20 protein-coding genes are annotated in these 19482 nt (G+C 67.2%); 13 read left to right on the forward strand and 7 right to left on the reverse strand.

The window, feature by feature from the left end; all coding sequences use genetic code 11:
* Window positions 1-94 precede the first annotated feature (94 nt).
* From A5750_RS05025 to A5750_RS05040, 4 genes are read left to right on the forward strand one after another with little or no spacing between them, the layout of a single operon-like run.
* Window positions 95-1249, forward strand: a complete 1155-nt coding sequence (locus A5750_RS05025) for an MCE family protein (protein ID WP_066955163.1) — start codon at window positions 95-97, stop codon at window positions 1247-1249.
* Window positions 1250-1262: 13 nt separating this feature from the next.
* The gene (locus tag A5750_RS05030) at window positions 1263-2987 is read left to right on the forward strand and encodes a virulence factor Mce family protein (RefSeq protein WP_067261461.1); all 1725 of its coding nucleotides are present in this window, start codon (window positions 1263-1265) and stop codon (window positions 2985-2987) included.
* Window positions 2987-3676 (forward strand): mammalian cell entry protein, encoded by a 690-nt coding sequence (locus A5750_RS05035; protein ID WP_066955157.1) that lies wholly within the window; start codon window positions 2987-2989, stop codon window positions 3674-3676. The genes A5750_RS05030 and A5750_RS05035 overlap by 1 nt, the downstream gene beginning before the upstream one ends.
* The gene (locus tag A5750_RS05040) at window positions 3676-4167 is read left to right on the forward strand and encodes a mammalian cell entry protein (RefSeq protein ID WP_067261464.1); all 492 of its coding nucleotides are present in this window, start codon (window positions 3676-3678) and stop codon (window positions 4165-4167) included. Before A5750_RS05035 ends, A5750_RS05040 begins: the two co-directional genes overlap by 1 nt.
* A gap of 9 nt (window positions 4168-4176) precedes the next feature.
* Here the strand turns inward: A5750_RS05040 and A5750_RS05045 are convergent, their stop codons facing one another.
* The 3 genes from A5750_RS05045 to A5750_RS25735 form a co-directional block, all read right to left on the reverse strand.
* The gene (locus A5750_RS05045; protein ID WP_066955149.1) at window positions 4177-4755 is read right to left on the reverse strand and encodes a hypothetical protein; all 579 of its coding nucleotides are present in this window, start codon (window positions 4753-4755) and stop codon (window positions 4177-4179) included.
* An 84-nt stretch (window positions 4756-4839) separates the two neighbouring features.
* The gene (locus A5750_RS05050; protein ID WP_066955146.1) at window positions 4840-6321 is read right to left on the reverse strand and encodes a trehalose-6-phosphate synthase; all 1482 of its coding nucleotides are present in this window, start codon (window positions 6319-6321) and stop codon (window positions 4840-4842) included.
* Entirely contained in the window at window positions 6322-6486 is a 165-nt protein-coding gene (locus A5750_RS25735; protein ID WP_156659617.1) for a hypothetical protein, read from the reverse strand.
* 16 nt (window positions 6487-6502) lie between these two features.
* Here A5750_RS25735 and A5750_RS05055 point away from each other — a divergent pair, with 16 nt between their 5' ends.
* From A5750_RS05055 to A5750_RS05070, 4 genes are all read left to right on the forward strand, one after another.
* Entirely contained in the window at window positions 6503-7183 is a 681-nt protein-coding gene (locus A5750_RS05055) for a phosphate ABC transporter ATP-binding protein (RefSeq protein WP_197505360.1), read from the forward strand.
* Window positions 7180-7977 (forward strand): iron export ABC transporter permease subunit FetB, encoded by a 798-nt coding sequence (gene fetB / locus A5750_RS05060; protein ID WP_066955144.1) that lies wholly within the window; start codon window positions 7180-7182, stop codon window positions 7975-7977. Before A5750_RS05055 ends, fetB begins: the two co-directional genes overlap by 4 nt.
* 64 nt (window positions 7978-8041) lie before the next feature.
* On the forward strand, window positions 8042-8965 hold the full coding sequence (locus tag A5750_RS05065) for an enoyl-CoA hydratase (RefSeq protein ID WP_067261466.1): 924 nt from the start codon (window positions 8042-8044) through the stop codon (window positions 8963-8965).
* A 93-nt stretch (window positions 8966-9058) separates the two neighbouring features.
* Complete coding sequence (locus A5750_RS05070; RefSeq protein ID WP_067261469.1) at window positions 9059-9889, forward strand: SDR family oxidoreductase; 831 nt, start codon at window positions 9059-9061, stop codon at window positions 9887-9889.
* On the opposite strand, the gene A5750_RS05075 is transcribed toward A5750_RS05070, so the two are convergent.
* The gene (locus A5750_RS05075; RefSeq protein WP_067261471.1) at window positions 9872-10765 is read right to left on the reverse strand and encodes an NAD(P)-dependent oxidoreductase; all 894 of its coding nucleotides are present in this window, start codon (window positions 10763-10765) and stop codon (window positions 9872-9874) included. The genes A5750_RS05070 and A5750_RS05075 overlap by 18 nt on opposite strands.
* A gap of 77 nt (window positions 10766-10842) precedes the next feature.
* Here A5750_RS05075 and A5750_RS05080 point away from each other — a divergent pair, with 77 nt between their 5' ends.
* Entirely contained in the window at window positions 10843-11634 is a 792-nt protein-coding gene (locus A5750_RS05080; protein ID WP_066955132.1) for an SDR family NAD(P)-dependent oxidoreductase, read from the forward strand.
* A gap of 3 nt (window positions 11635-11637) precedes the next feature.
* On the opposite strand, the gene A5750_RS05085 is transcribed toward A5750_RS05080, so the two are convergent.
* Window positions 11638-13194 (reverse strand): LCP family protein, encoded by a 1557-nt coding sequence (locus A5750_RS05085; RefSeq protein ID WP_066955130.1) that lies wholly within the window; start codon window positions 13192-13194, stop codon window positions 11638-11640.
* 278 nt (window positions 13195-13472) lie between these two features.
* A complete protein-coding gene (locus tag A5750_RS05090) occupies window positions 13473-13745 on the reverse strand; it encodes a hypothetical protein (protein ID WP_067261474.1) in 273 nt (90 codons plus the stop codon).
* A 63-nt stretch (window positions 13746-13808) separates the two neighbouring features.
* On the opposite strand from A5750_RS05090, the gene A5750_RS05095 reads away from it, so the two are divergent.
* Window positions 13809-14957, forward strand: a complete 1149-nt coding sequence (locus tag A5750_RS05095) for a TDT family transporter (protein ID WP_067261477.1) — start codon at window positions 13809-13811, stop codon at window positions 14955-14957.
* Window positions 14958-15402: 445 nt separating this feature from the next.
* Here A5750_RS05095 and A5750_RS05100 read toward each other — a convergent pair whose 3' ends face one another.
* Window positions 15403-16887 (reverse strand): amidase, encoded by a 1485-nt coding sequence (locus A5750_RS05100; protein ID WP_066955121.1) that lies wholly within the window; start codon window positions 16885-16887, stop codon window positions 15403-15405.
* A gap of 92 nt (window positions 16888-16979) precedes the next feature.
* Between A5750_RS05100 and A5750_RS05105 the strand changes: the two genes are divergently transcribed.
* The 3 genes from A5750_RS05105 (at window position 16980) to A5750_RS05115 (ending at window position 19278) form a co-directional block, all read left to right on the forward strand.
* Window positions 16980-17846 carry an alpha/beta fold hydrolase gene (locus A5750_RS05105; RefSeq protein ID WP_197505361.1) on the forward strand — a complete coding sequence of 289 codons (867 nt, stop codon included), beginning with the start codon at window positions 16980-16982 and terminating at the stop codon, window positions 17844-17846.
* 167 nt (window positions 17847-18013) lie between these two features.
* Window positions 18014-18661, forward strand: a complete 648-nt coding sequence (locus A5750_RS05110; RefSeq protein ID WP_067261479.1) for a S1 family peptidase — start codon at window positions 18014-18016, stop codon at window positions 18659-18661.
* 149 nt (window positions 18662-18810) lie between these two features.
* Complete coding sequence (locus A5750_RS05115) at window positions 18811-19278, forward strand: lipoprotein LpqH (protein ID WP_066955116.1); 468 nt, start codon at window positions 18811-18813, stop codon at window positions 19276-19278.
* The last annotated feature ends 204 nt before the right edge of the window (window positions 19279-19482 follow it).

Raw genomic sequence — 19482 nt, forward strand, 5'->3', positions numbered from 1 at the left:
CCGCGGCCCCGGACCAGGGAGCGCGTTCGGGCCCCTACCAGGCCCCGCGCCGGGCCAGGCGCCGACGCCGCCGGCCGACCAAGGGGGCGGCTAAGTGAACCGGATGTGGTTGCGCGGTAGCGCTTTAGCGGCGGGGAGCGCGCTGCTGGCGGGCTGCCAATTCAACGGCCTGAACTCGCTGTCGATGCCTGGGACGGCGGGCCATGGCGGCGGCGCCTACTCGATCACTGTCGATCTGCCCGACGTGGCGACCCTGCCGCAAAACTCTCCGGTCATGGTTGACGACGTCACGGTCGGCAGTGTCTCCGGTATCCAGGCCGTGCAGCGGTCCGATGGATCGTTCTACGCGGCAGTGAAATTGTCGTTGGACAACCATGTCGCGCTGCCCGCCAACGCGACAGCGACCGTCGCCCAGACATCGCTGCTGGGTTCGATGCACATCGACCTGGCCCGCCCCAAGGGCAAGCCGGCCGTCGGCAAACTTTCCGATGGGTCCAAGATCTCCGAGGCCAACACCGGCCGCTATCCCACCACCGAGGAGGTGCTGTCGGCCCTCGGCGTCGTGGTGAACAAGGGCAATGTCGGTGCCCTCGAAGAGATCACCGACGAGACCTATCAGGCCGTTGCTGGTCGGCAAGACCAATTCGTCGACCTGGTCCCCCGGCTGGCGGAACTGACCGCCGGACTCAACCGGCAGGTCAACGACATCATCGATGCGGTCGACGGGTTGAACCGATTTTCGGCGAGCCTGGCCCGCGACAAGGACAACCTGGGCCGGGCACTGGACACGCTGCCCGACGCGATTCGGGTGCTCAACAAGAACCGCGACCATATCGTCGAGGCGTTCGCCGCGCTCAAGAAGCTGGCGACGGTGACCTCGCACGTGCTGGCAAAAACGAAGGTGGATTTCGCCGCCGACCTCAAGGACCTGTACGCCGCCTCCAAGGCGCTCGCCGACAACCGGAAGAACTTCGTCACGTCGCTGCAGCTCTTGCTGACGTTCCCCTTCCCCAACTTCGGCATCAAGAACGCGGTGCGCGGTGACTATCTCAACGTGTTCACCACGTTCGATCTAACGCTGCGCCGGCTCGGTGAAACCTTCTTCACCACGGCGTATTTCGACCCGAACATGGCCCACATGAACGAGATCCTCAATCCGCCCGACTTTTTGGTCGGCGAAATGGCCAACCTGTCCGGACAGGCGGCCGATCCGTTCAAGATTCCGCCCGGCACGGCTTCGGGACAGTAGGGGGCGGGCGCAGATGCACGACAGACTGACCAAAATCCAGCTGTGGATATTCGCGGTGATCACCGCCATCACATTGACCGTGATGGCGATCTTCTACCTCCGGCTGCCCTCGACGTTCGGCCTCGGAACCTACGCCGGGACGGCCGATTTCGTAGCCGGCGGTGGCTTGTACAAGAACGCCAACGTCACCTACCGTGGCGTCGCCGTCGGCCGGGTGGAATCGGTGGGGCTCAATCCCAATGGCGTCACCGCCGGGATGCGGTTGAACAGCGGAACCGCCATCCCGTCAAACGTCACCGCCACCGTCAAGAGCGTATCGGCCGTCGGTGAGCAATACATCGACCTGGTGCCACCGAGCGCACCGGCGGGGACCAAGCTGCGCAACGGGTTTCGGATCGATCGGCAGAACACCCGGATCGGTCAGGAAGTCGCCGACCTGTTGAAGCGCGCGGAGGCGCTGACCAACAGCCTGGGCGACACCCGGTTGCGCGAGGTGTTGCATGAGACGTTCATCGCGGCCAACGGGTCGGGACCCGAGCTGGCCCGGCTGTTCGAGTCCGCCCGTCTGCTGGTGGACGAGGCCAACGCCAACTATCCGGAAGTCTCCCAATTGATCGACCAGGCCGGCCCGTTCCTGCAGTCGCAGATTCGCGCCGGCGCCGACATCAAGTCGCTGTCCGACGGGCTAGCGCGGTTCACCTCCGAGGTGCGCCAGGCCGACCCGCAGCTGCGCTCCACGCTGGCCACCGCCCCGGGCGCGACCGACGAGGCCAGCACCGCGTTCTCCGGCATCCGCCCGTCCTTCCCGACGTTGGCCGCCAGCCTGGCCAACCTGGGTCGGGTGGGGGTGATCTACCACAAGTCGATAGAGCAGCTGCTGGTCGTGCTGCCGGCGCTGTTCGCCGCGATCACCACGGCGGCGGGCGGTGCGCCGCAGGACGAAGGCGCCAAGCTGGACTTCAAGCTGGACCTGAACGACCCGCCGCCGTGCGCCGTCGGCTTCCTGCCCCCGCCGTTGATGCGCACGCCGGCCGACGAGACGGTGCGCGAGCTGCCGAGGGACATGTACTGCAAGGTGGCCCAGAACGATCCGAGCACCGTGCGGGGCGCGCGCAACTATCCGTGCCAGGAATTCCCAGGCAAGCGGGCGCCGACCGTTCAGCTCTGCCGCGACCCGAAGGGCTACGTCCCCATTGGTCGCAACCCGTGGCGCGGTCCGCCCGTGCCGTACGACACCCCGGTGACCAACGGGCTGAACGTGTTGCCGCCCAACAAGTTCCCCTACATCCCGCCGGGTGCGGAACCCGATCCGGGCACCCCGATCGTCGGGCCACCCCCGCCCGGGGTGGTGTCGGGGCCCGGCCCGCTGCCGAACAAACAGCCGGCATACGACCCGCCACCGCCCAACGACAACGGGCCGCCACCGCCGTTCACGTCGTGGCAGCCGCCCGGGGTTCCGCCCGTGCCGCCGCAGCTGCCGTATCCCAAGTGGCTGCCGCCGCCGGCGCCGCCGGAAGGGATCAATCCCCCGCCGGCGGGCCCGGGACCGGAGAAGCCGTGGGGTCCGCCGCCCGGCGGCCAACCGCAGGCCAGCGGGCCTGCGTACGCCACCTACGACGAGAAGACCGGCGCATTTAAGGACCCGGCCGGTGGCACTGGTATTTTCGCGGCCGGTGCTAGCGGCGTGTCCAGCGCCGAGAATTGGGTGGACCTGATGCTTGATCCGAGGCCGATGTAGTGGCAGAGGAGCCAACGACCAATCAGCGCGTCCGTCGTCGGGCCTCCCGCGCGGCCGGCCCCGCGAACGGCGAAGTGAACGAAGCCGCCACCGTGCAGGTCGAAGCCGCGCCGACGCGGCCGGCCAAGCCCGTCAAGGCGCTCAAGTCGCTCAAGCCGCCGCCGCGGCGCCGACCGCACCGTGCCCTGGTGGCATGGATTTCGTTCGCGGCCGCGGTGTTGGCCATCGGAGCGCTGGCCGGTTGCCTGGCCGTGCTCGTCGTCCAGCAGCGGCACGCCAACGCCCAGCAATCACGCGACCAACGTTTCGTCGACACAGCCACGCAGACGGTGGTCAACATGTTCAGCTACAAGCAGGACAACATCGACGAGAGCGTGAACCGCTTCTTCAACGGGACCAGCGGGCCGCTGCGCGGCATGCTCGGGGCCAACAACAACATCGAGAACCTCAAGGGCATCTTCCGGTCCACCAACGCCACGTCTGAAGCGGTCATCAACGGCGCAGCGCTCGAGGGCATCGACACGGTCACCGACAATGCGTCCGTGCTTGTTTCGGTGCGGGTCACGGTCGCCGACATCGACGGCGTGAACAAACCCTCCATGCCCTATCGCCTGCGAGTGATCGTGCACGAGGACGAGCAGGGGCGGATGACGGGCTACGACCTGAAGTATCCCAACGGGGGTAATTGATGCGGTGGCGGCGCCGGCTGCTCGTCGTCGCGGGCTATCTCCTGATTCTGGTGTTCGTCGGGTTGTCCGCGGCGGCCGGCTGGTTCTACTGGGAGCGGGTGCAGACGCGCGGCGAGGAAGCCGCGCGGGCGGTGCTACCTGCGTTGGCTACCAAGGAGATTCCCCAAGTCTTCGCCTATGACTATCAGACGGTGGAACGCAGCCTCAGCGACGCGTACCCGCTGTTGACCCCCGACTACCGCCAGGAATTCCGGAAAAGCGCCAACACGCAGATCATTCCGGAGGCCAAGAAGCGCGAGGTGGTCGTCCAGGCCAGCGTCGTGGGCGTGGGAGTGATGTCCGCCAAGCGTGATTCGGCATCGCTGATGGTCTATATGAACCGCACCGTGACCGACAAAACACGCCAGCCGCTCTACGACGGCAGCAGGTTGCGGGTCGACTTCAAAAAGATCGGCAAGCAATGGCTGATCGCCTACATCACGCCGATCTAGGCGCACATCTTAATAACACATCGCAATGCCGTTGCAGTACAACGGATAACGTTCGACCGGGCTGGGCGGGGGGCCGGTCATCTGCAGCGAGAACGGTTGCTTCTTCATCTCCGGCTGCATCCCGCAAACGGCGCCGTGCAGGCTGGTGTGGGTGCCGCTCATGTTCTCGTCGCTGAACGCGTAGGTTTCGGTGGACGGTGCGGTGCCGCCGCCCGGACACGAGACGCCGTCCGGTTTCTCGACTTTGAACGTCCACAGCATGCTGGACATTCGGGCCCTGCCGCTGAAGTTCTGTAATTTGTCCGCGGCGGTGATCCGTTCGGCCGTCGAACTCACGATGTTCAGGGCGCAGTTCATCGCGAAGACGATCGGGTCGGAATAGTCATTCATGTTTCGGGTTCCGGACGGCTGGTCGCACAACGCCGAGATCGTCCAGGTCACCCCGGAGACCCCCGCCTCGTTGAAGTTGTAGTTGCCATCCGGGGGCGGTCCGATCGCGTGCGCGGGGTCACCGGAGTCCAGTGCGATTCCGATGGCGACAGCCGAGAAGATGCCTGCGCCAGCGGCCAACGCGCGACGGAGCTTCACAGTGCCCTCCCTTCCGGTCCTTCCCCTGCACCGATCCACCGAGTATCACAGCGTTTGCGCGGCAACACCATGGGTTCGGGCGGCCTACTTGGCGTCCTGCGCCTGCGGCTCCGCTAACGCGTCCAGGAATGACCGCGCCCAGCGGTCGACGTCGTGGGCAAGGACCTGACGCCGCATCGACCGCATCCGGCGCCGACCCTCTTCGACGGGCTGGTTCAGCGCCGCTTCGATCGCGTCCTTGACGCCCTCGAGGTCGTGCGGGTTGACCAGATAGGCCTGCCGGAGTTCGGCGGCAGCGCCGGTGAATTCGGACAGGACCAGCGCACCGCCGAGGTCGCTGCGACAGGCGACGTACTCCTTGGCGACCAGGTTCATGCCGTCGCGCAGCGGGGTGACCAGCATGACGTCGGCGGCCACAAAGAACGCGATCAATTCGGTGCGGGGGACCGGACGGTGCAAGTAGTGCACCACCGGATGACCGACCTCGGCGTATTCGCCGTTGATATGGCCCACCTCGCGCTCGATGTCGTTGCGCAGAATCTGGTAGCTCTCCACGCGTTCGCGGCTCGGCGTCGCGAGCTGCACCAAAACGGTGTCGTCGCGTTTGGCCCGTCCCTCCGCGAGCAACTCCGAGAAGGCCTTCAGCCGCACATCGATGCCCTTGGTGTAGTCCAGCCGGTCGACGCCGAGCAGCACCTTGCGAGGGTTGCCCAGCTCGGCCCGGATCTCCCGGGCGCGGCGCCTGACGTCGCGGTCGCGGGCGGCCTGGTCGAGCGAGCCCGAATCGATGGAGATGGGGAAGGCGCCGACCCGGACGACGCGCGACCCGAGATCGACCTCGCCGTACCGCGTCCGCACCCCGACCGACCCGCGGGACGTGTTGACGCCGATCAATCGCCGGGACAGGAACAGGAAGTTCTGGGCGCCTCCGGTCAGGTGGAAGCCCACCAGGTCGGCGCCGAGCAGGCCCTCGATGATCTCGGTGCGCCACGGCAGCTGCATGAACAATTCCACCGGCGGGAAGGGGATGTGCAGGAAAAAGCCGATGGTCAGGTCGGGCCGCAGTTCTCGCAGCATCGCCGGCACCAGTTGCAGCTGGTAGTCCTGCACCCACACGGTCGCGCCCTGGGCGGCGGCGCGGGAGGTGGCCGCGGCGAAGCGCCGGTTGACCTCGACGTAGCGGTCCCACCATTGGCGGTGGTAGATCGGTTTGACGATGACGTCGTGGTACAGCGGCCACAGCGTGGCGTTCGAGAATCCCTCGTAGTACTCGGCGATGTCGTCGGCGCTCAGTCGCACCGGGCGCAGCTCCAAGTCCTCCTGGACAATGGGCTCGTCGTCGAAATCGGTCTCTTCCTCGGCGACGCCCGCCCAGCCGACCCACGCGCCCCGCTGGCGGCGCAGCAGCGGCTCCAGGGCCGTCACGAGGCCGCCGGGGCTGCGCTTCCACGCCGTGGTGCCGTCGGGAAGCCGTTCCTGGTCTACCGGCAGCCGGTTGGCGACCACCACAAAGTCGGAATTCCCGAAGGTCGGTGTCGTCGAGTCGTGCCCGTCCCCGGGTGCCATTTACGCGTCTTGTTTTGCGGGCCCAATACCGAGCATGGACAGGAAGACGCGGCACTCGTCGGCGTCGTTCGCATAGGCCGCGACGACTCGCCTGGCCTGGCTCGCGGTGCTGTCGGCAACGGGTTCGACGTCGTCGATCTCGCCAGGGTCAGATTTCGTAGCCATGACATAACTGTAGGTGATGCAGGATGAGCAGGTGGGTGAGGACTTGATGTTCGAGTTCCTCGACGTGGTCGTTGAGCAGCGAGGCGTCCGGGCGCTGGACGGCCTGACGGCGGCCATCCCGGGTCGGGGCGTGACCGCGGTGTTCGGACCGTCGGGCTCGGGCAAAACCACCCTGCTTCGGCTGTGCAACCGGCTCGAGGTCCCAACGAGCGGCACGGTGTCGTTCTGCGGGGACGACGTCGCCGGCATCGATCCCCTGTGGTTGCGGCGCCGGGTGGGCATGTGTTTCCAGCGTCCGTCGCCGTTTCCGGGGACGGTCGCCGACAACCTGCGGGCGGCCAACCCAGACGCCTCCGACGAACGGATGCGGGACACCCTGTCCCGGGTCGCTCTGACCGGATCGTGGCTGGACCGCGACGCCACGGCCTTGTCCGGCGGGGAGGCGCAGCGGATGTGCCTGGCCCGCACCCTGATGGCCCAACCGCAGGTGTTGCTCCTCGACGAGCCCACCTCCGCGGTCGACGCCGAGGCCGCCAGGGTGATCGAGCGTGCCGTGCGTGACCTGGCGGTCGACGGGATTCCCGCGCTGTGGGTCACCCACGATCCGGCGCAGGTGGAACGCGCCGCGGACCGGGTCCTGCACATCGAGCGGGGCCGAAGCCTGGGGCTCGGCCCGGTCGGGTCGGTGGCGGGATGAACGGCCAGGTTGGCTGGATGGGCCTGGCCGCGTCGCTCATTCTGGTGGCGTTCGCGGCGGCGATTTCGCTCTGGCAGCGGTTGGGGCTGCAGGGGCAGCTTGCATGGGCGGCGGCCCGCGCGTTGGCGCAGTTGCTGCTCGTCGGCGGCGCGCTGACGTTGCTGTTCGAGCCCGGCCGTTCGCTGTGGTGGTCATGGGCGTGGGTGGCTGGCATGGTGGCCTACGCCGGGGATCTCGCCCGGCGTAGGGCGCCTGAGGTGCCGCGACTCGCGCCGCTGACGATCGCGGCGTTCGCCGCCGCGGCCGTCATCACCCTCGGGGTGATCTTCGGGCTGCGGGTGTTCCCCCTACAGGCGCGGACATTGGTGCCGGTCGCCGGGATGATGATCGGCAACTCGATGACGGCCACGGTGTTGGTCGCCCGGCGGTTGGTCGACGAGCTCCGCGACAAGCGTGACGAGGTTGAAGCCAGGCTCGCCCTCGGGCAACCCTCCCGCCAGGCCGCCTCCCCGTACCTGCGGACCGCGCTGCGGTCGGCGATATCGCCGCAGATCGAAACCACCAAAGCCACCGGGCTGGTGTTCCTCCCGGGTGCCATGACAGGGCTCATCCTCGCCGGCGTGCACCCGGTGCAGGCCGTGCTGGTCCAGGCCGTCGTGATGTTCTTGATCCTGGGCTCGGTAGCGGCCACCACGGTCGTCGTCGCACTCGGACTGGTCCGCCTGGCCTTCACTCGCGATCACCGCCTCCTGCCGCTTGGCATGAGGCCGGACGGCTCACCCACCCACCGGTGACCCACTTACACACTGGCCGTAATGTGTAACGACGTCGGACCTGACAACAAGTGAGGTGGGCCGCATGACACTCTCCGAGCAAACCGGTGCTCAGACCGGCGACGCGAACGCCGAAGAGTTGGTGAGCTACGAAACCCTCGACGAGGGCCGCATCGCGCGGATATGGCTCAACCGGCCGGACGCCCACAACGCGCAAAGCCGCGGCCTGCTGGTGCAACTCGACGAGGCGTTTTTACGCGCCGAGGCCGACGACACCGTGCGCGTGGTGATCCTGGCGGCGCGCGGCCGCAACTTCTCCGCGGGCCACGACCTGGGCTCAGAGCTGGCGATCGCCGAGCGCAGCCAGCTTCCGAGCTTCCGTATCAACGGCGGGACCCGCGATCCGATCGCGGAGAAGATCTACCTGCAGGAGTGGCACTACTTCTTCCAAAACACCTGCCGCTGGCGGGATTTGCGCAAAATCACCATCGCCCAGGTGCAGGGCAACGCGATCTCCGCGGGTCTGATGCTGATTTGGGCGTGCGATCTCATCGTGGCCGCCGACAATGCCAAGTTCAGCGATGTCGTCGCGGTGCGCTTGGGGATGCCGGGCGTCGAATATTACGCTCACCCTTGGGAATTCGGTCCCCGGAAGGCCAAAGAGCTGCTGCTGACCGGAGATGCGCTCGACGCCGACGAGGCCTATCGGCTTGGCATGGTGTCCAAGGTGTTCCCGGTCGACGAGCTGGCCGACAAGACACTGGAATTCGCCCGGCGCATCGCCGACCGGCCCACGATGGCGGCGCTGCTCGTCAAGGACTCGGTCAACGCCGCTTCCGACGCAATGGGATTCACCGAGGCCCTGCGGCACGCGTTCCACATCCACGAGCTCGGGCATGCGCACTGGGCGGCCCACAACGAGAACAGGTACGCGGTCGGACTGCCGCCCGACGTCGAGGACTGGCGCAACGCCAAGCCGACGCAGGTGGCCCGCCGCGATACGCCGTAACGCTCGCCGGCCGCACGCGACCACCCGTTGCCGCCGCGAGTTCTCCACGTGGTTCGATATCTAGAACCTGTTTCAGTTTGAGAGGGCGTCGGCGTGCAGCTTTCTTTCGAAAACCGGACATATCTGGTCACCGGCGGTGGCAGCGGGATCGGCAAGGGCGTCGCCGCCGGACTGGTCGCGGCGGGCGCCTCGGTCATGATCGTCGGCCGCAACCCCGACCGGCTGGCGGGGGCAGTCAGCGAGATCGAAACGCTTGGGAGTGGCGGGTCCATTCGCTACGAGCCGACCGACGTCACCAACGAGGAGGAGGCCGCCCGCGCGGTGGACGCCGCCACGGCCTGGCACGGTCAACTCCACGGGGTGGTGCATTGCGCCGGTGGCTCTGAGACCATCGGGCCGATCACCCAGATTGACTCCGAAGGCTGGCGGCGCACCGTCGATCTGAACGTCAACGGCACCATGTACGTGCTCAAGCACGCCGCGCGGGAGCTGGTCCGCGGCGGCGGTGGCTCATTCGTGGGCATCTCATCGATCGCCGCCAGCAACACCCACCGGTGGTTCGGCGCCTATGGCGTCAGCAAGTCGGCCGTCGACCACATGATGCAGCTGGCAGCCGACGAGCTCGGCCCGTCCTGGGTGCGCGTCAACAGCATCCGGCCGGGCCTGATCCGCACGGATCTGGTCGCCCCGGTCTTCGCGTTGCCGGAGGTGAGCGACGACTACCGCGAGTGCACGCCGCTTCCGCGGCCCGGCGAGGTCGAGGACGTCGCCAACCTGGCGATGTTCTTGCTCAGCGATGCCGCGTGCTACATCACCGGGCAGATCATCAACGTCGACGGTGGGCTCATGCTGCGACGGGGCCCGGACTACTCGGCGATGCTGGAACCCGCGTTCGGCGCCGACGGGCTACGCGGAGTCGTCTGATCCCAGGCCGGCATCTCGATCGGCGAGCGTGGCGAGCGCCGACCAGTCTAGGTGCCCGCCGCCCGTAGCCACCAACGTGAGGAAGCGGTCACGCAGCAGGCTTGCCACCGGCAGTGGCACCTGCAACTGCTCCGCGGCGGCCAGCGCCAGGCGAACATCTTTGAGGCCCAGCTGGGCGGCGAAGCCGGCCGGCTCGAATTCCCGGCGGGCGATGAGCCCGCCGTAGGTCTGATAGACCGGGGCCGCGAACAGCGTCGAAGTGAGGATGTCGACGTATTGCTGCCTGTCGACCCCCGCCTTGGCGACCAGCGCGACGGCCTCACTGACGCTCTCGATCACCGAAGCGATGAGGAAGTTGCCGCTCAGCTTCACCAGGTTGGCGCTGTGCGGCTGCTCGGACACCACAAAGGTCCGCTGGCCGATCGTGTCGAACAGCGGGGACAGCGGTTGCAGCACCTGCGGCTCACCCGCCGCGACGACGAAAAGCTTTGCGGCGGCGGCCGCTTCGGGCCGACCGAATACCGGCGCCGCGGCGTACCGCTGACCCGCTTCGGCGTGCGCGGTGGCCAGGTGCTCCGAGAGGGCAACGCTGATGGTGCTCGACGAGACGTGCGTGGCGCCCGCGGCCAGTGCCGCCAGAATCCCGTGTTCGCCGAACGCAACGGCCTCGACGGCGTGGTCGTCGGCCAGCATCGTGAACACCACGTCGCCGGTGCACGCCTCGGCGACGGTCGAGGCGGCAGTGGCGCCCCGCTCGACCAGGCCCTCCGCCTTGCCGGGGGAGCGGTTGTAGACGGTGACCTGATGGCCCGCCCCGATCAGGTTGGCGGCCATGCCCCGGCCCATGTTGCCCAAGCCGATAAATCCGATGTCCATGCATCCACTCTGCCTTGCCGGGGGCCGTCCTTTGCGATGATGAGCGCCTAGTGACGCGACGAGCACGGGAGCGACCAATGAATCGACTCGAGGGCAAGCGAATCCTGGTGACGGGCGCCGCGTCGGGGATCGGGCAGGCGACCGCGCTGCGGCTCCTCGACGAGGGCGCCACCGTGGTTGCCTCCGACGTCGCCGAGGCCGGCCTGGACGCCACCCGGGCCCGCGCGGACGAGGCCGCGACCGCCGGCCGCCTCACCACCGTGCCGATGGACGTCGGCAACGAGGATTCGGTGATCGACGGCGTGCGCCGGACCGTCGAAAAGCTCGGCGGCCTGGACTCATTGGTCAATGCCGCCGGCATCCTGCGCGCCGCGCACACCCACCAGACCAGCCTGGAACTGTGGAACCAGATCGTCGGCGTCAACCTGACCGGGACGTTTCTCGTTGTGCGCGAGGCGCTTCCGATGCTATTGGCGAATCCGCGCAGCGCGATCGTCAACTTCAGTTCGACCTCGGCGTCGTTCGCCCACCCGTATATGGCGGCGTACGCGGCAAGCAAAGGCGGAATCCAGGCCTTCACTCACTCACTGGCGCTCGAATACGCGCGTGACGGCCTGCGTGCGGTCTGTGTGGCACCCGGCAGCATCAAGTCCGGAATCACCGACGCGACCGGGGGATACATCCCGAAAGACGCTGACTGGTCGTTGTTTTCGAGGTTGATGCCGATCCTGCCGACCACGGTGGAGTCCAGCGGCACCGGGATGGCCGACCCGTCGGCGGTCGCCGGGGTGATTGCAATGCTGGTCTCCGATGACGGCGCGTTCATCACCGGGACCGAGATCCGCATCGACGGCGGAACGCACGCTTAGCCGCTAGTTAACGCAGGGCACGCCGCCGCCGTCGATCGGTTTCCCCTGATCCGGCGTCGGATAGGTCGTGGTGGTGCCGTTGTAGTAGTAACTCTTGGCCTTGGTCGACGTTGTGGTGCTCGCCGTTTCGTCCGAAGTGCCGTCGTCAACCATCGACACCGAGAAATTGGTATCGACGGTCACCCTGATATGTCCGGGCTGGACGCTGGGATCGGGCTGGCTGGGCGCGTCGAGGCCGAGCAGTTTGGCCACGTTACGTGCGTCGGTTTCCGACCCGGCGCCATACGCGACCGTGCTCGCCGTGGGCTCACCCGAATTGCGGTCCCGGGTCTGCCCCGTGGTGTAGCCGTGGTTTTGCAGGGCGTGCGACACCTCGGTCGCTAGTCCGCTCATGCTTCCGGCATTGATGACGTCGACGATGGTTGATGGACTCGGTTTTGCGGCTGTGGTGGCGGGCGTCGTGGTCTGGGGCGAGGCACCGATCGCAGTGGCCACCTCCGCCTTGATCGCGGCCGGGTCGATGATGTTGACGTCCTGGCCGTCGATGTTGTCGTAGCGCACTACCGGAAGCGTCCGGAACTCGACGTGGCCGCCGGACGCCAGCGAACCCAGCCGCTGGATCATCTCCTCATCCCACCCGGAAGACAGCACCACATCCTTGCGCGCCACCGCCATCAGGCCTTTGAGTTTGTCCAAGTTGGTGAAGGTTCCCGCGGCCTGCAGCTCCTGCATGACCGACGAAATGAACGCCTGCTGCCGGTGGGTCCGGTCCAGGTCCCCGTTTTCCAGCCCGTGGCGCTGCCGGACGAAGGACAACGCCTCGGAGGCGTCCAGCGTCTGTCGCCCTGCCGGGAAGTCGGCACCGGAATACGAGTCGTAGACGGGATGGTTGAGGCAGACCTCCACCCCGCCCAGTGTCTGCGCCAGGTCGAAGAACCCGGCCAGATTGACCTCGGCGAAATAGTCGATCGGGACGCCGGTCAGGCTGCGCACCGCGCGCAGGGTCGCCGCCCGGCCCGCTTCGCGACCCTTGGTCTCAAGTTCTTTCTGGCTGCTGGTGCCCTGGTTGGCAAGCTTGTTCGCGACGTACTGCTTGGTGAGGCCGTACGCCTCCTTGATCTTGATGTGGTTGTATCCGGGGACCCCGGTGAAGGGCACCCAGTCGTCGCGCGGGATTGAGAAGGCCACAACTTTGTTGTCGGCGCTGACGTGCACCAGGATCAGTGTGTTGGTGTTGTAGCCGCCGTCGTCGGAATCGCCGGCGTGCAGATGTTTCAGGATCGACCAGGGCAGGTCGTTGCCGTCCTGGTCTTTGCGGGAGTCCAGCCCGATCAGCAGGATGTTCATGTCGTCGCCGCTGGACCGCGGATCGTCGGGCTGCAGGGCGTTCGAGACGGTGATGCCGCCCAGCGCGCCGTGAGCCACGTAGTATCCCGCCCCGGTCATCCCCACCGCCGCCACCGAGATCAGCGCGCCCAGGGTGCGCGTCAGCCCTTTGCGGAAACGTGAGGGCTGGCGGACGGCTCGATGGCGGCGATGAGCACCGCCCGAGCGGGCCATCACAAACCTCTGCCCACGCCCAGCGCATCACCAGCCACCGCAGCGGCGGTTTGCGGCGATGTCGCTTCAAGCATGGTGTCAAGTATGCGTTAGCTTGCTGTGAAGCCCCCAATCGAGAAGGCTTCCCAGGTCGGCCCCTTGCGGCGGCCCGCGCGCGCGTTAGCGGCGGCAATCCCGGTCTGACCAGCGCGTTCCGGCTCGAGCGTCGCACCGTGGTTTCGACAAGGTCACACTGCCGACGGGACCGACTCGAACTTGTTATCGAGCCGAGACGGCGGCTATCGGGCTGGGACGAGGTCCTCGCCCGACTCGTAGAAAACGGTGATGTTCGAGCCGGCCAAGATCTCGGCGAGGTAGATACCGAGCGGCTCGACCTCGTAGTAGTAATGAACATTGCCCCGGGGGTCCACCGCCGTCGCGCAGGACAAGCCCGGCGCCCCGCATCGTTGCTTGATGGGGATGGCCAGAATGGCCAGCGCCACCACTACGGCAATCCCGACCATGAGCGGGACCCTGGTGACTGCCCGCCTCGTCGTGGGCGCCGGATGCATCACCGTTGGAGTGTAAGCGGGATGCCCGCCCGGTTCGGCGCGGCGCAGTAGGGTTTTTCAGCTATGACCACCATCAACCCGGACGGCGCGCCGTCGCCGCAGACCCGGGTCGAGGTACTGGGCAACATCGGACCCAACTGGTTCGCCTCGGTGATGGGCACCGGCATCGTCGCCATCGCCGGCGCCACCCTGCCCGTGCACGTGGCGGGATTGCGCGCTTTCGCCCAAGTGGTCTGGGTGATGGCCGCCGTCCTGCTGGCGGTGCTGATCGTCCTGGTCGGGGGGCACTGGTTGCGCCACCCCACCGTCGCGCGCACGCACGCGCGCAATCCACAGATGGCGCACTTCTACGGCGCCGCCCCGATGGCGTTGATGACGGTCGGCGGCGGAGCTGTGTTGGTCGGCAGGGATCTGCTGGGCGAACGCATCGCCGTCGACCTGGATTGGGTGCTGTGGACCGCGGGGACGCTGGGCGGGCTGTTCACCGCGGTGAGCATTCCGTTCTTGATGTTCACCCAGCACAACGTCGAGCCCGACGCGGCATTCGGTGGCTGGCTCATGCCGGTGGTTCCGCCCATGGTGACCGCGGCGACCGGTGCGCTGTTGCTGCCGCACGTGTCGTCGGGCACCGGGCGCGAGACCCTGCTGTACGGCTGTTACGCGATGTTCGGGCTGTCATTGCTGGCTTCCCTGAACATCATCGCGATGATCTGGGCGCGCCTGACCCTGTATGGCACCTCGGGTTCCGCGCGGGTGCCAACGCTGTGGATCGTCCTGGGTCCGCTCGGCCAATCCATCACCGCCGCAGGGCTTTTGGGTGCCAGCGCCGGACTGGCCGTTGGCCCCGAAGTGGCCGAGGACATGAACGCCTTCGCGATCCTGTACGGAGTTCCGGTGTGGGGCTTCGCGGTGTTGTGGATCGCGCTGGCAACCGCGCTGACCGTGCGCACACTGCTGCGCGGCATGCCGTTCGCCCTGACATGGTGGAGCCTGACCTTCCCGGTCGGAACCTTCGTCACGGGTACCTCCCAGCTCGCCGGCCACACGCATCTGCCCGCGTTCCGGGTGGCCGCGACCATCGCGTACGCCGGCCTGTTGTTCACCTGGCTGCTGGTTGCCGCGCGCACCTTGCGGGGCAGCCTGCGCGGCAACCTGCTCAAGCTGCCGCCGAGCAGCTCGCCGGTGAAGGCCAGCAAGCAACCGGTGGCCTGACCGTGCGCGGTGGGGGCGCGGCCCGTAGGCGTTTCGATCCCCCGGGTCGGCGGGTAGGCAACTCTGAGCCGATCGGAGGGCTAAATGATGAACTCAAGCGAGCCGCCGGAGCGGGGTACTCCGAGCGAGACACCCGAGCGACCGGCGCCGACGGAAACACCTGAACGGCTCGCACCGGCAGATCCGCCGGAGCGTTTGACGCCGTCGGAACCGTCTGAGCGTTAGGCGCGGACACAAACAGCTTGATGAGGACCGGAGGTTGAGGATGCGCGCTGAAGAAGGCGACGAAACGGTCAAGGACTACGCAGCAGAGGGCAAACAGGCCCTCGGCAGGATCAACGCTTCACAACGAGCGGGGTATCGGCTTGGCGACGTGGCCCGGCGGTTCGCCAGATTATGGCGGGGCGATCACGGGCCGGGGGACAAGCCCGGATTCCCGAGATAGTCACGCGGGCGCGGGGTACCGGTGTACCCAGGGGGCCGCTTCTTCGAGCTGGGCTGCCAGCTGAAGTAGATCGCCGTCGGCGCCCAGGCGCCCCACCAACTGCACACCGAGCGGAAGCCCGGCCTGTGTCCAGTGCAGGGGCACGCTGATCGCGGGGCGCCCGGTGATGTTGGCGAGTTGCGTGTAAGGCACCCAGCCCAGGCTTTCCTGAATCAGTTGGTCGAGAATTCCGCTGTGCGCCATGACTTTTCCCGCCCGCAGCTTGCTGGCGACCCGGGCCGCCTGTTGCAGCGCGCGCGGCGTCGCCGTGGCGCCGACGCGAAGGGGCGGCGTGGCCAGGGTCGGGGTCAACAAGCAATCGAAGGTCTCGTGGAACGTCGACAGGGATCGGATGTGATTGTTTCTGTTCTCCAACGCAAGTATGGGCGCCAGAACGCCGGTGGCCCGGGCGAGTTCACTGACGGCCAAGGTGTCGGCCTCGAAATCGCGGTCGCGGGCGCCGGTGCGTTGTCTGGCGTCGGCAACGTGCTGATAGAGCTGCGCGAACCAGATGGTGAGAAAGTCGCGCGCCAGCGCGTCGTCGTCGTAGGGGGGTGGGACCTCCTCGACCCGGTGCCCCAGATCGCTGAGGAGCGCCACCGCCCGTTCCACCGCGGCGACGGCTTCCCGATCGGGATGCGGGTTGATCGCCGAGGACCACGAGTATCCGATGCGCAGCTCGCCCGGCCTGCGCTTGATGTGATCGGCGAAAGTGCCTCGCGGAAGGGCAACTTCGTAGGCGGCGTGCGGATCGCGGCCGACGATCGCGTCACACAGCGCGGCGCTGTCGCGCACGGTGCGTGATACGACGCCCTGGGTCACCATCCCAAACATCGGCTCACCGGTCTGCGGACCGTAGGGCGACAGCCCCCGGCTGAACTTGAGTCCGACCAGCCCGTTGCAGGCCGCGGGAATGCGGATCGATCCACCACCGTCGTTGGCTCCGGCCGCCGGGACGATCCCGGCCGCGACCGCCGCGCCGGATCCACCCGAAGAACCGCCGGGAGTGTGCTCGGTGTTCCACGGGTTGCGGGCCGGGCCCCAGTAATCCGATTCCGTCACGCCCTTGGCCCCGAACTCCGGGGTGTTGGTCATTGCGAAGATCACCAGTCCCGCGTCCAGGAACCGCTGAGTCACCAGGGCGTGTTGGTCGGCCACGTCGTTGGCCAGCGAACGGGAACCGCTCGAGGTCGGAAAGCCGCGGTACTCCTGAGCAAGGTCTTTGATCACGAAGGGCACACCGGCAAACGGTCCGCGCAGGCCCGGATCGGCGGCCTGTCGGTCCGCCACATCGCCGAGGCGGCGGACGATCGCGTTCAACCGCGGATTCACTGCGTCTGCTCGCTGACGCGCCAACGCGAGGAGTTCGCCCGGCGTCACCTGCTTGCGGTCGACGAGTTCGGCCAACGCCGTCGCGTCCAAGGACATGTACTCGTCAAGCTGCATCGGATTCTCCTCTGGACGCCCCGCCTGCATCGTATTGGAGGCGCTTCGCCACCCGGGTCGGCGCAGAAGCGGCTTAGTATCACCTGATGCCCATGGCAGTGGAACCGTTTTCGATCCAGGGACCCGGCGGCGTGCGCATCGTCGCCGACCGGCTTGGCGATCCTCGAGCGCGCGCCGTGGTGTTCCTGCACGGCGGCGGGCAGACCCGCCGCTCCTGGGGCAGGGCCGCCGCAGCCGTCGCCCAGCGTGGCTGGCAAGCGGTCACCGTCGACCTACGCGGCCACGGCGAATCCGACTGGTCCGACGAAGGCGACTACCGCGTCGTCAGCTTTGCCGGCGACGTCCAGGAGGTGCTGGGCACGCTGCCCCCCCGGCCGGTGCTGGTCGGTGCCTCGCTTGGCGGGTTCACCTCGATGCTGCTCGCAGGTGAGATTTCCCCGGGCATCGCCAGCGCGGTCGTGTTGGTCGACATCGTGCCGAACATGGACCAGTCCGGAGCCAATCGGATACACGCCTTCATGTCCGATCGGGTGGAATCGGGCTTCGCCTCACTTGACGAGGTCGCTGACGCGATCGCCGAATACAACCCGCACCGGCCGCGGCCAACCGACTTAGACGGCCTGACCACGAATCTGCGCCGACGTGGCGATCGCTGGTACTGGCACTGGGATCCCCAGTTCATCAGCGGGACCGCCGCGTTTCCCCCTTTCGAGGTCACCGACCCCGACCGCATGCACGCGGCCGTCGACGCCATCTTGCGCGGCGGCGTGCCGATGCTATTGATTCGGGGCCAGATGAGCGACCTCGTCAGCCAGGAACGGGCGGACGAATTCCTGGCGCGCTTTCCGCAGGTCGAGTTCACCGATGTGCGCGGTGCCGGGCACATGGTCGCCGGCGACCGCAACGACATCTTCGCCGACGCCGTCCTGGGGTTCCTCGCCAGGCATCTCGACGACTGATCGGTTCGTCGGCCTAGAGTGAAAGCAATTGTCCGGCAGGGCATTCCCCAAAGATTTGTCGCTCATGTCAATTCGGTCGGGTCAGGTGCGCGCCCGGACTTAGCGCCCAGGCGGCCGAAACCCGCTGGCGCTGTTAGCATGCTGGCCGACACATCAAGAGAGGCGGCGTGGCATTGCGGTGGTTGCGAGGTTTGGGCTTGGTCGGTGCTGTGCTCGTCGCCGCGACGGCGCTGGCGAACCCGGCGCGGGCCGACGCGGGCGTCACGCCGGGTATCAAGGTCGAAGACGAAAATAGCTCGTGCACATCGGGTTTCGCGGCGCAGGGCAATGACGGCAGCTATTACCTGATGACCAGCGGCCATTGCGACGCCCACGACGGCTCACAGTGGACATACGGCAATGACGTCCCGCTCGGAAAGATCACCGCAAGCGAGAAGGAGGGCGACACGAGGGACGCCGCCATCATCCTCCTCCGCCCGAGCGTGGGGGCGCCCCTCGGAGATGTCGGCGGACGGTATGCTGTTCGGGATGTGTTGAGCGCTAACCAAATTCGCGAAGGCATGCCCTTCTGCAAATTGGGCGCGGTCACCGGTGAAACCTGCGGTTCCGTCACACACGTAGACGGTGACGTTGTCGAGGCCAGCGTGTTCAGTCTCAATGGCGACAGCGGCAGTCCGGGTTTTGTGAAGAACCCGGACGGCACCGTAAGTGCCGTGGGCTTGTTGATGTCCTCGCCCGACGGCGACGACAACACGACCTACTTCACGCTCATCGACCCGCTGCTGGGCAGGTGGGGGTTACGCGTTCTCCCTTGACGCCCAACCGCGCGTGCCCGCCTTTAACACAGCGTTTGTAACTTGCGGCTAACGGGTATCCGCGCGCCGCGGCACTGGCCGGGACTCGCTAGGTTGACGAGGCCAATGAGTTCGTTAGTGCGACACCAGCGACACGAGGGAGAGCAGTAGTGAAGCGTGGGATCGTCGTCGGCGTGGCGGGCGTGGCCGTAGTGGTCGCGGCGTGCGCCGGCTGTTCGAGTAACAAGTCAAGCACGGGATCGTCGGGTTCCTCGTCGCCGTCGGCGGCCGGCCCGCAGGTCATCGTCGACGGTCAGGCGCAGAACGTCAGCGGCCAGGTCACGTGCACGCCGGCGGGCGACAACACCAACATCGGCGTCGGTGACCCGACGGCGGGGGTCGGCGCCGTGGTCAGCAACGCCAACCCGCCCATCGTGCACTCGGTCGGACTCGGCAGTGTCAACGGCATCACGCTCGGCTTCTCCGACGCGGCTCCCAATCAAGGGGGCAACGCGGGAGCCGCGGTCAACGGGAAGACCTACGCAATCAAGGGCACCGCGACCGGGCTCGACATGAGCAACCCGCAGCAACCGCAGCCGGTAACCAAGTCTTTCGAGTTGGACGTGACCTGCCCGTAGTGCAGGCGACCGAGACCCAAGAGGGGACGCAGCTATGTCTATGAAACGTGTCGTCAGCGCGGCGGCCATCGCGGCGGGGCTGAGCATGTCCGCGGTTACTTTGAACGCGGGTTCGGCCTTCGCGGCTCCGCTCGACCCCCCGCCGCCGTGCCCTGGCTGCCATGGCGGTGGCGGTGGCGGCGCTGGTGGTGGCCACCCCGGAAA

Source organism: Mycobacterium sp. 852002-51613_SCH5001154 (assembly GCF_001667425.1).
Lineage (GTDB): Bacteria > Actinomycetota > Actinomycetes > Mycobacteriales > Mycobacteriaceae > Mycobacterium.

Excerpts from the sequence above, each read along its gene's own strand:
- A5750_RS05080 (WP_066955132.1), top strand. The coding sequence starts at position 10,843 with ATGAATCGACTCGAGGGCAAGCGAATCCTGGTGACGGGCGCCGCGTCG.
- A5750_RS05040 (WP_067261464.1), top strand. The coding sequence starts at position 3,676 with ATGCGGTGGCGGCGCCGGCTGCTCGTCGTCGCGGGCTATCTCCTGATT.
- A5750_RS05065 (WP_067261466.1), top strand. The coding sequence starts at position 8,042 with ATGACACTCTCCGAGCAAACCGGTGCTCAGACCGGCGACGCGAACGCC.
- A5750_RS05050 (WP_066955146.1), bottom strand. The coding sequence starts at position 6,321 with ATGGCACCCGGGGACGGGCACGACTCGACGACACCGACCTTCGGGAAT.
- A5750_RS25735 (WP_156659617.1), bottom strand. The coding sequence starts at position 6,486 with ATGGCTACGAAATCTGACCCTGGCGAGATCGACGACGTCGAACCCGTT.
- A5750_RS05105 (WP_197505361.1), top strand. The coding sequence starts at position 16,980 with ATGGCAGTGGAACCGTTTTCGATCCAGGGACCCGGCGGCGTGCGCATC.
- A5750_RS05085 (WP_066955130.1), bottom strand. The coding sequence starts at position 13,194 with ATGGCCCGCTCGGGCGGTGCTCATCGCCGCCATCGAGCCGTCCGCCAG.
- A5750_RS05100 (WP_066955121.1), bottom strand. The coding sequence starts at position 16,887 with ATGCAGCTTGACGAGTACATGTCCTTGGACGCGACGGCGTTGGCCGAA.
- A5750_RS05055 (WP_197505360.1), top strand. The coding sequence starts at position 6,503 with ATGCAGGATGAGCAGGTGGGTGAGGACTTGATGTTCGAGTTCCTCGAC.
- A5750_RS05030 (WP_067261461.1), top strand. The coding sequence starts at position 1,263 with ATGCACGACAGACTGACCAAAATCCAGCTGTGGATATTCGCGGTGATC.
- fetB (WP_066955144.1), top strand. The coding sequence starts at position 7,180 with ATGAACGGCCAGGTTGGCTGGATGGGCCTGGCCGCGTCGCTCATTCTG.
- A5750_RS05075 (WP_067261471.1), bottom strand. The coding sequence starts at position 10,765 with ATGGACATCGGATTTATCGGCTTGGGCAACATGGGCCGGGGCATGGCC.
- A5750_RS05095 (WP_067261477.1), top strand. The coding sequence starts at position 13,809 with ATGACCACCATCAACCCGGACGGCGCGCCGTCGCCGCAGACCCGGGTC.
- A5750_RS05090 (WP_067261474.1), bottom strand. The coding sequence starts at position 13,745 with ATGCATCCGGCGCCCACGACGAGGCGGGCAGTCACCAGGGTCCCGCTC.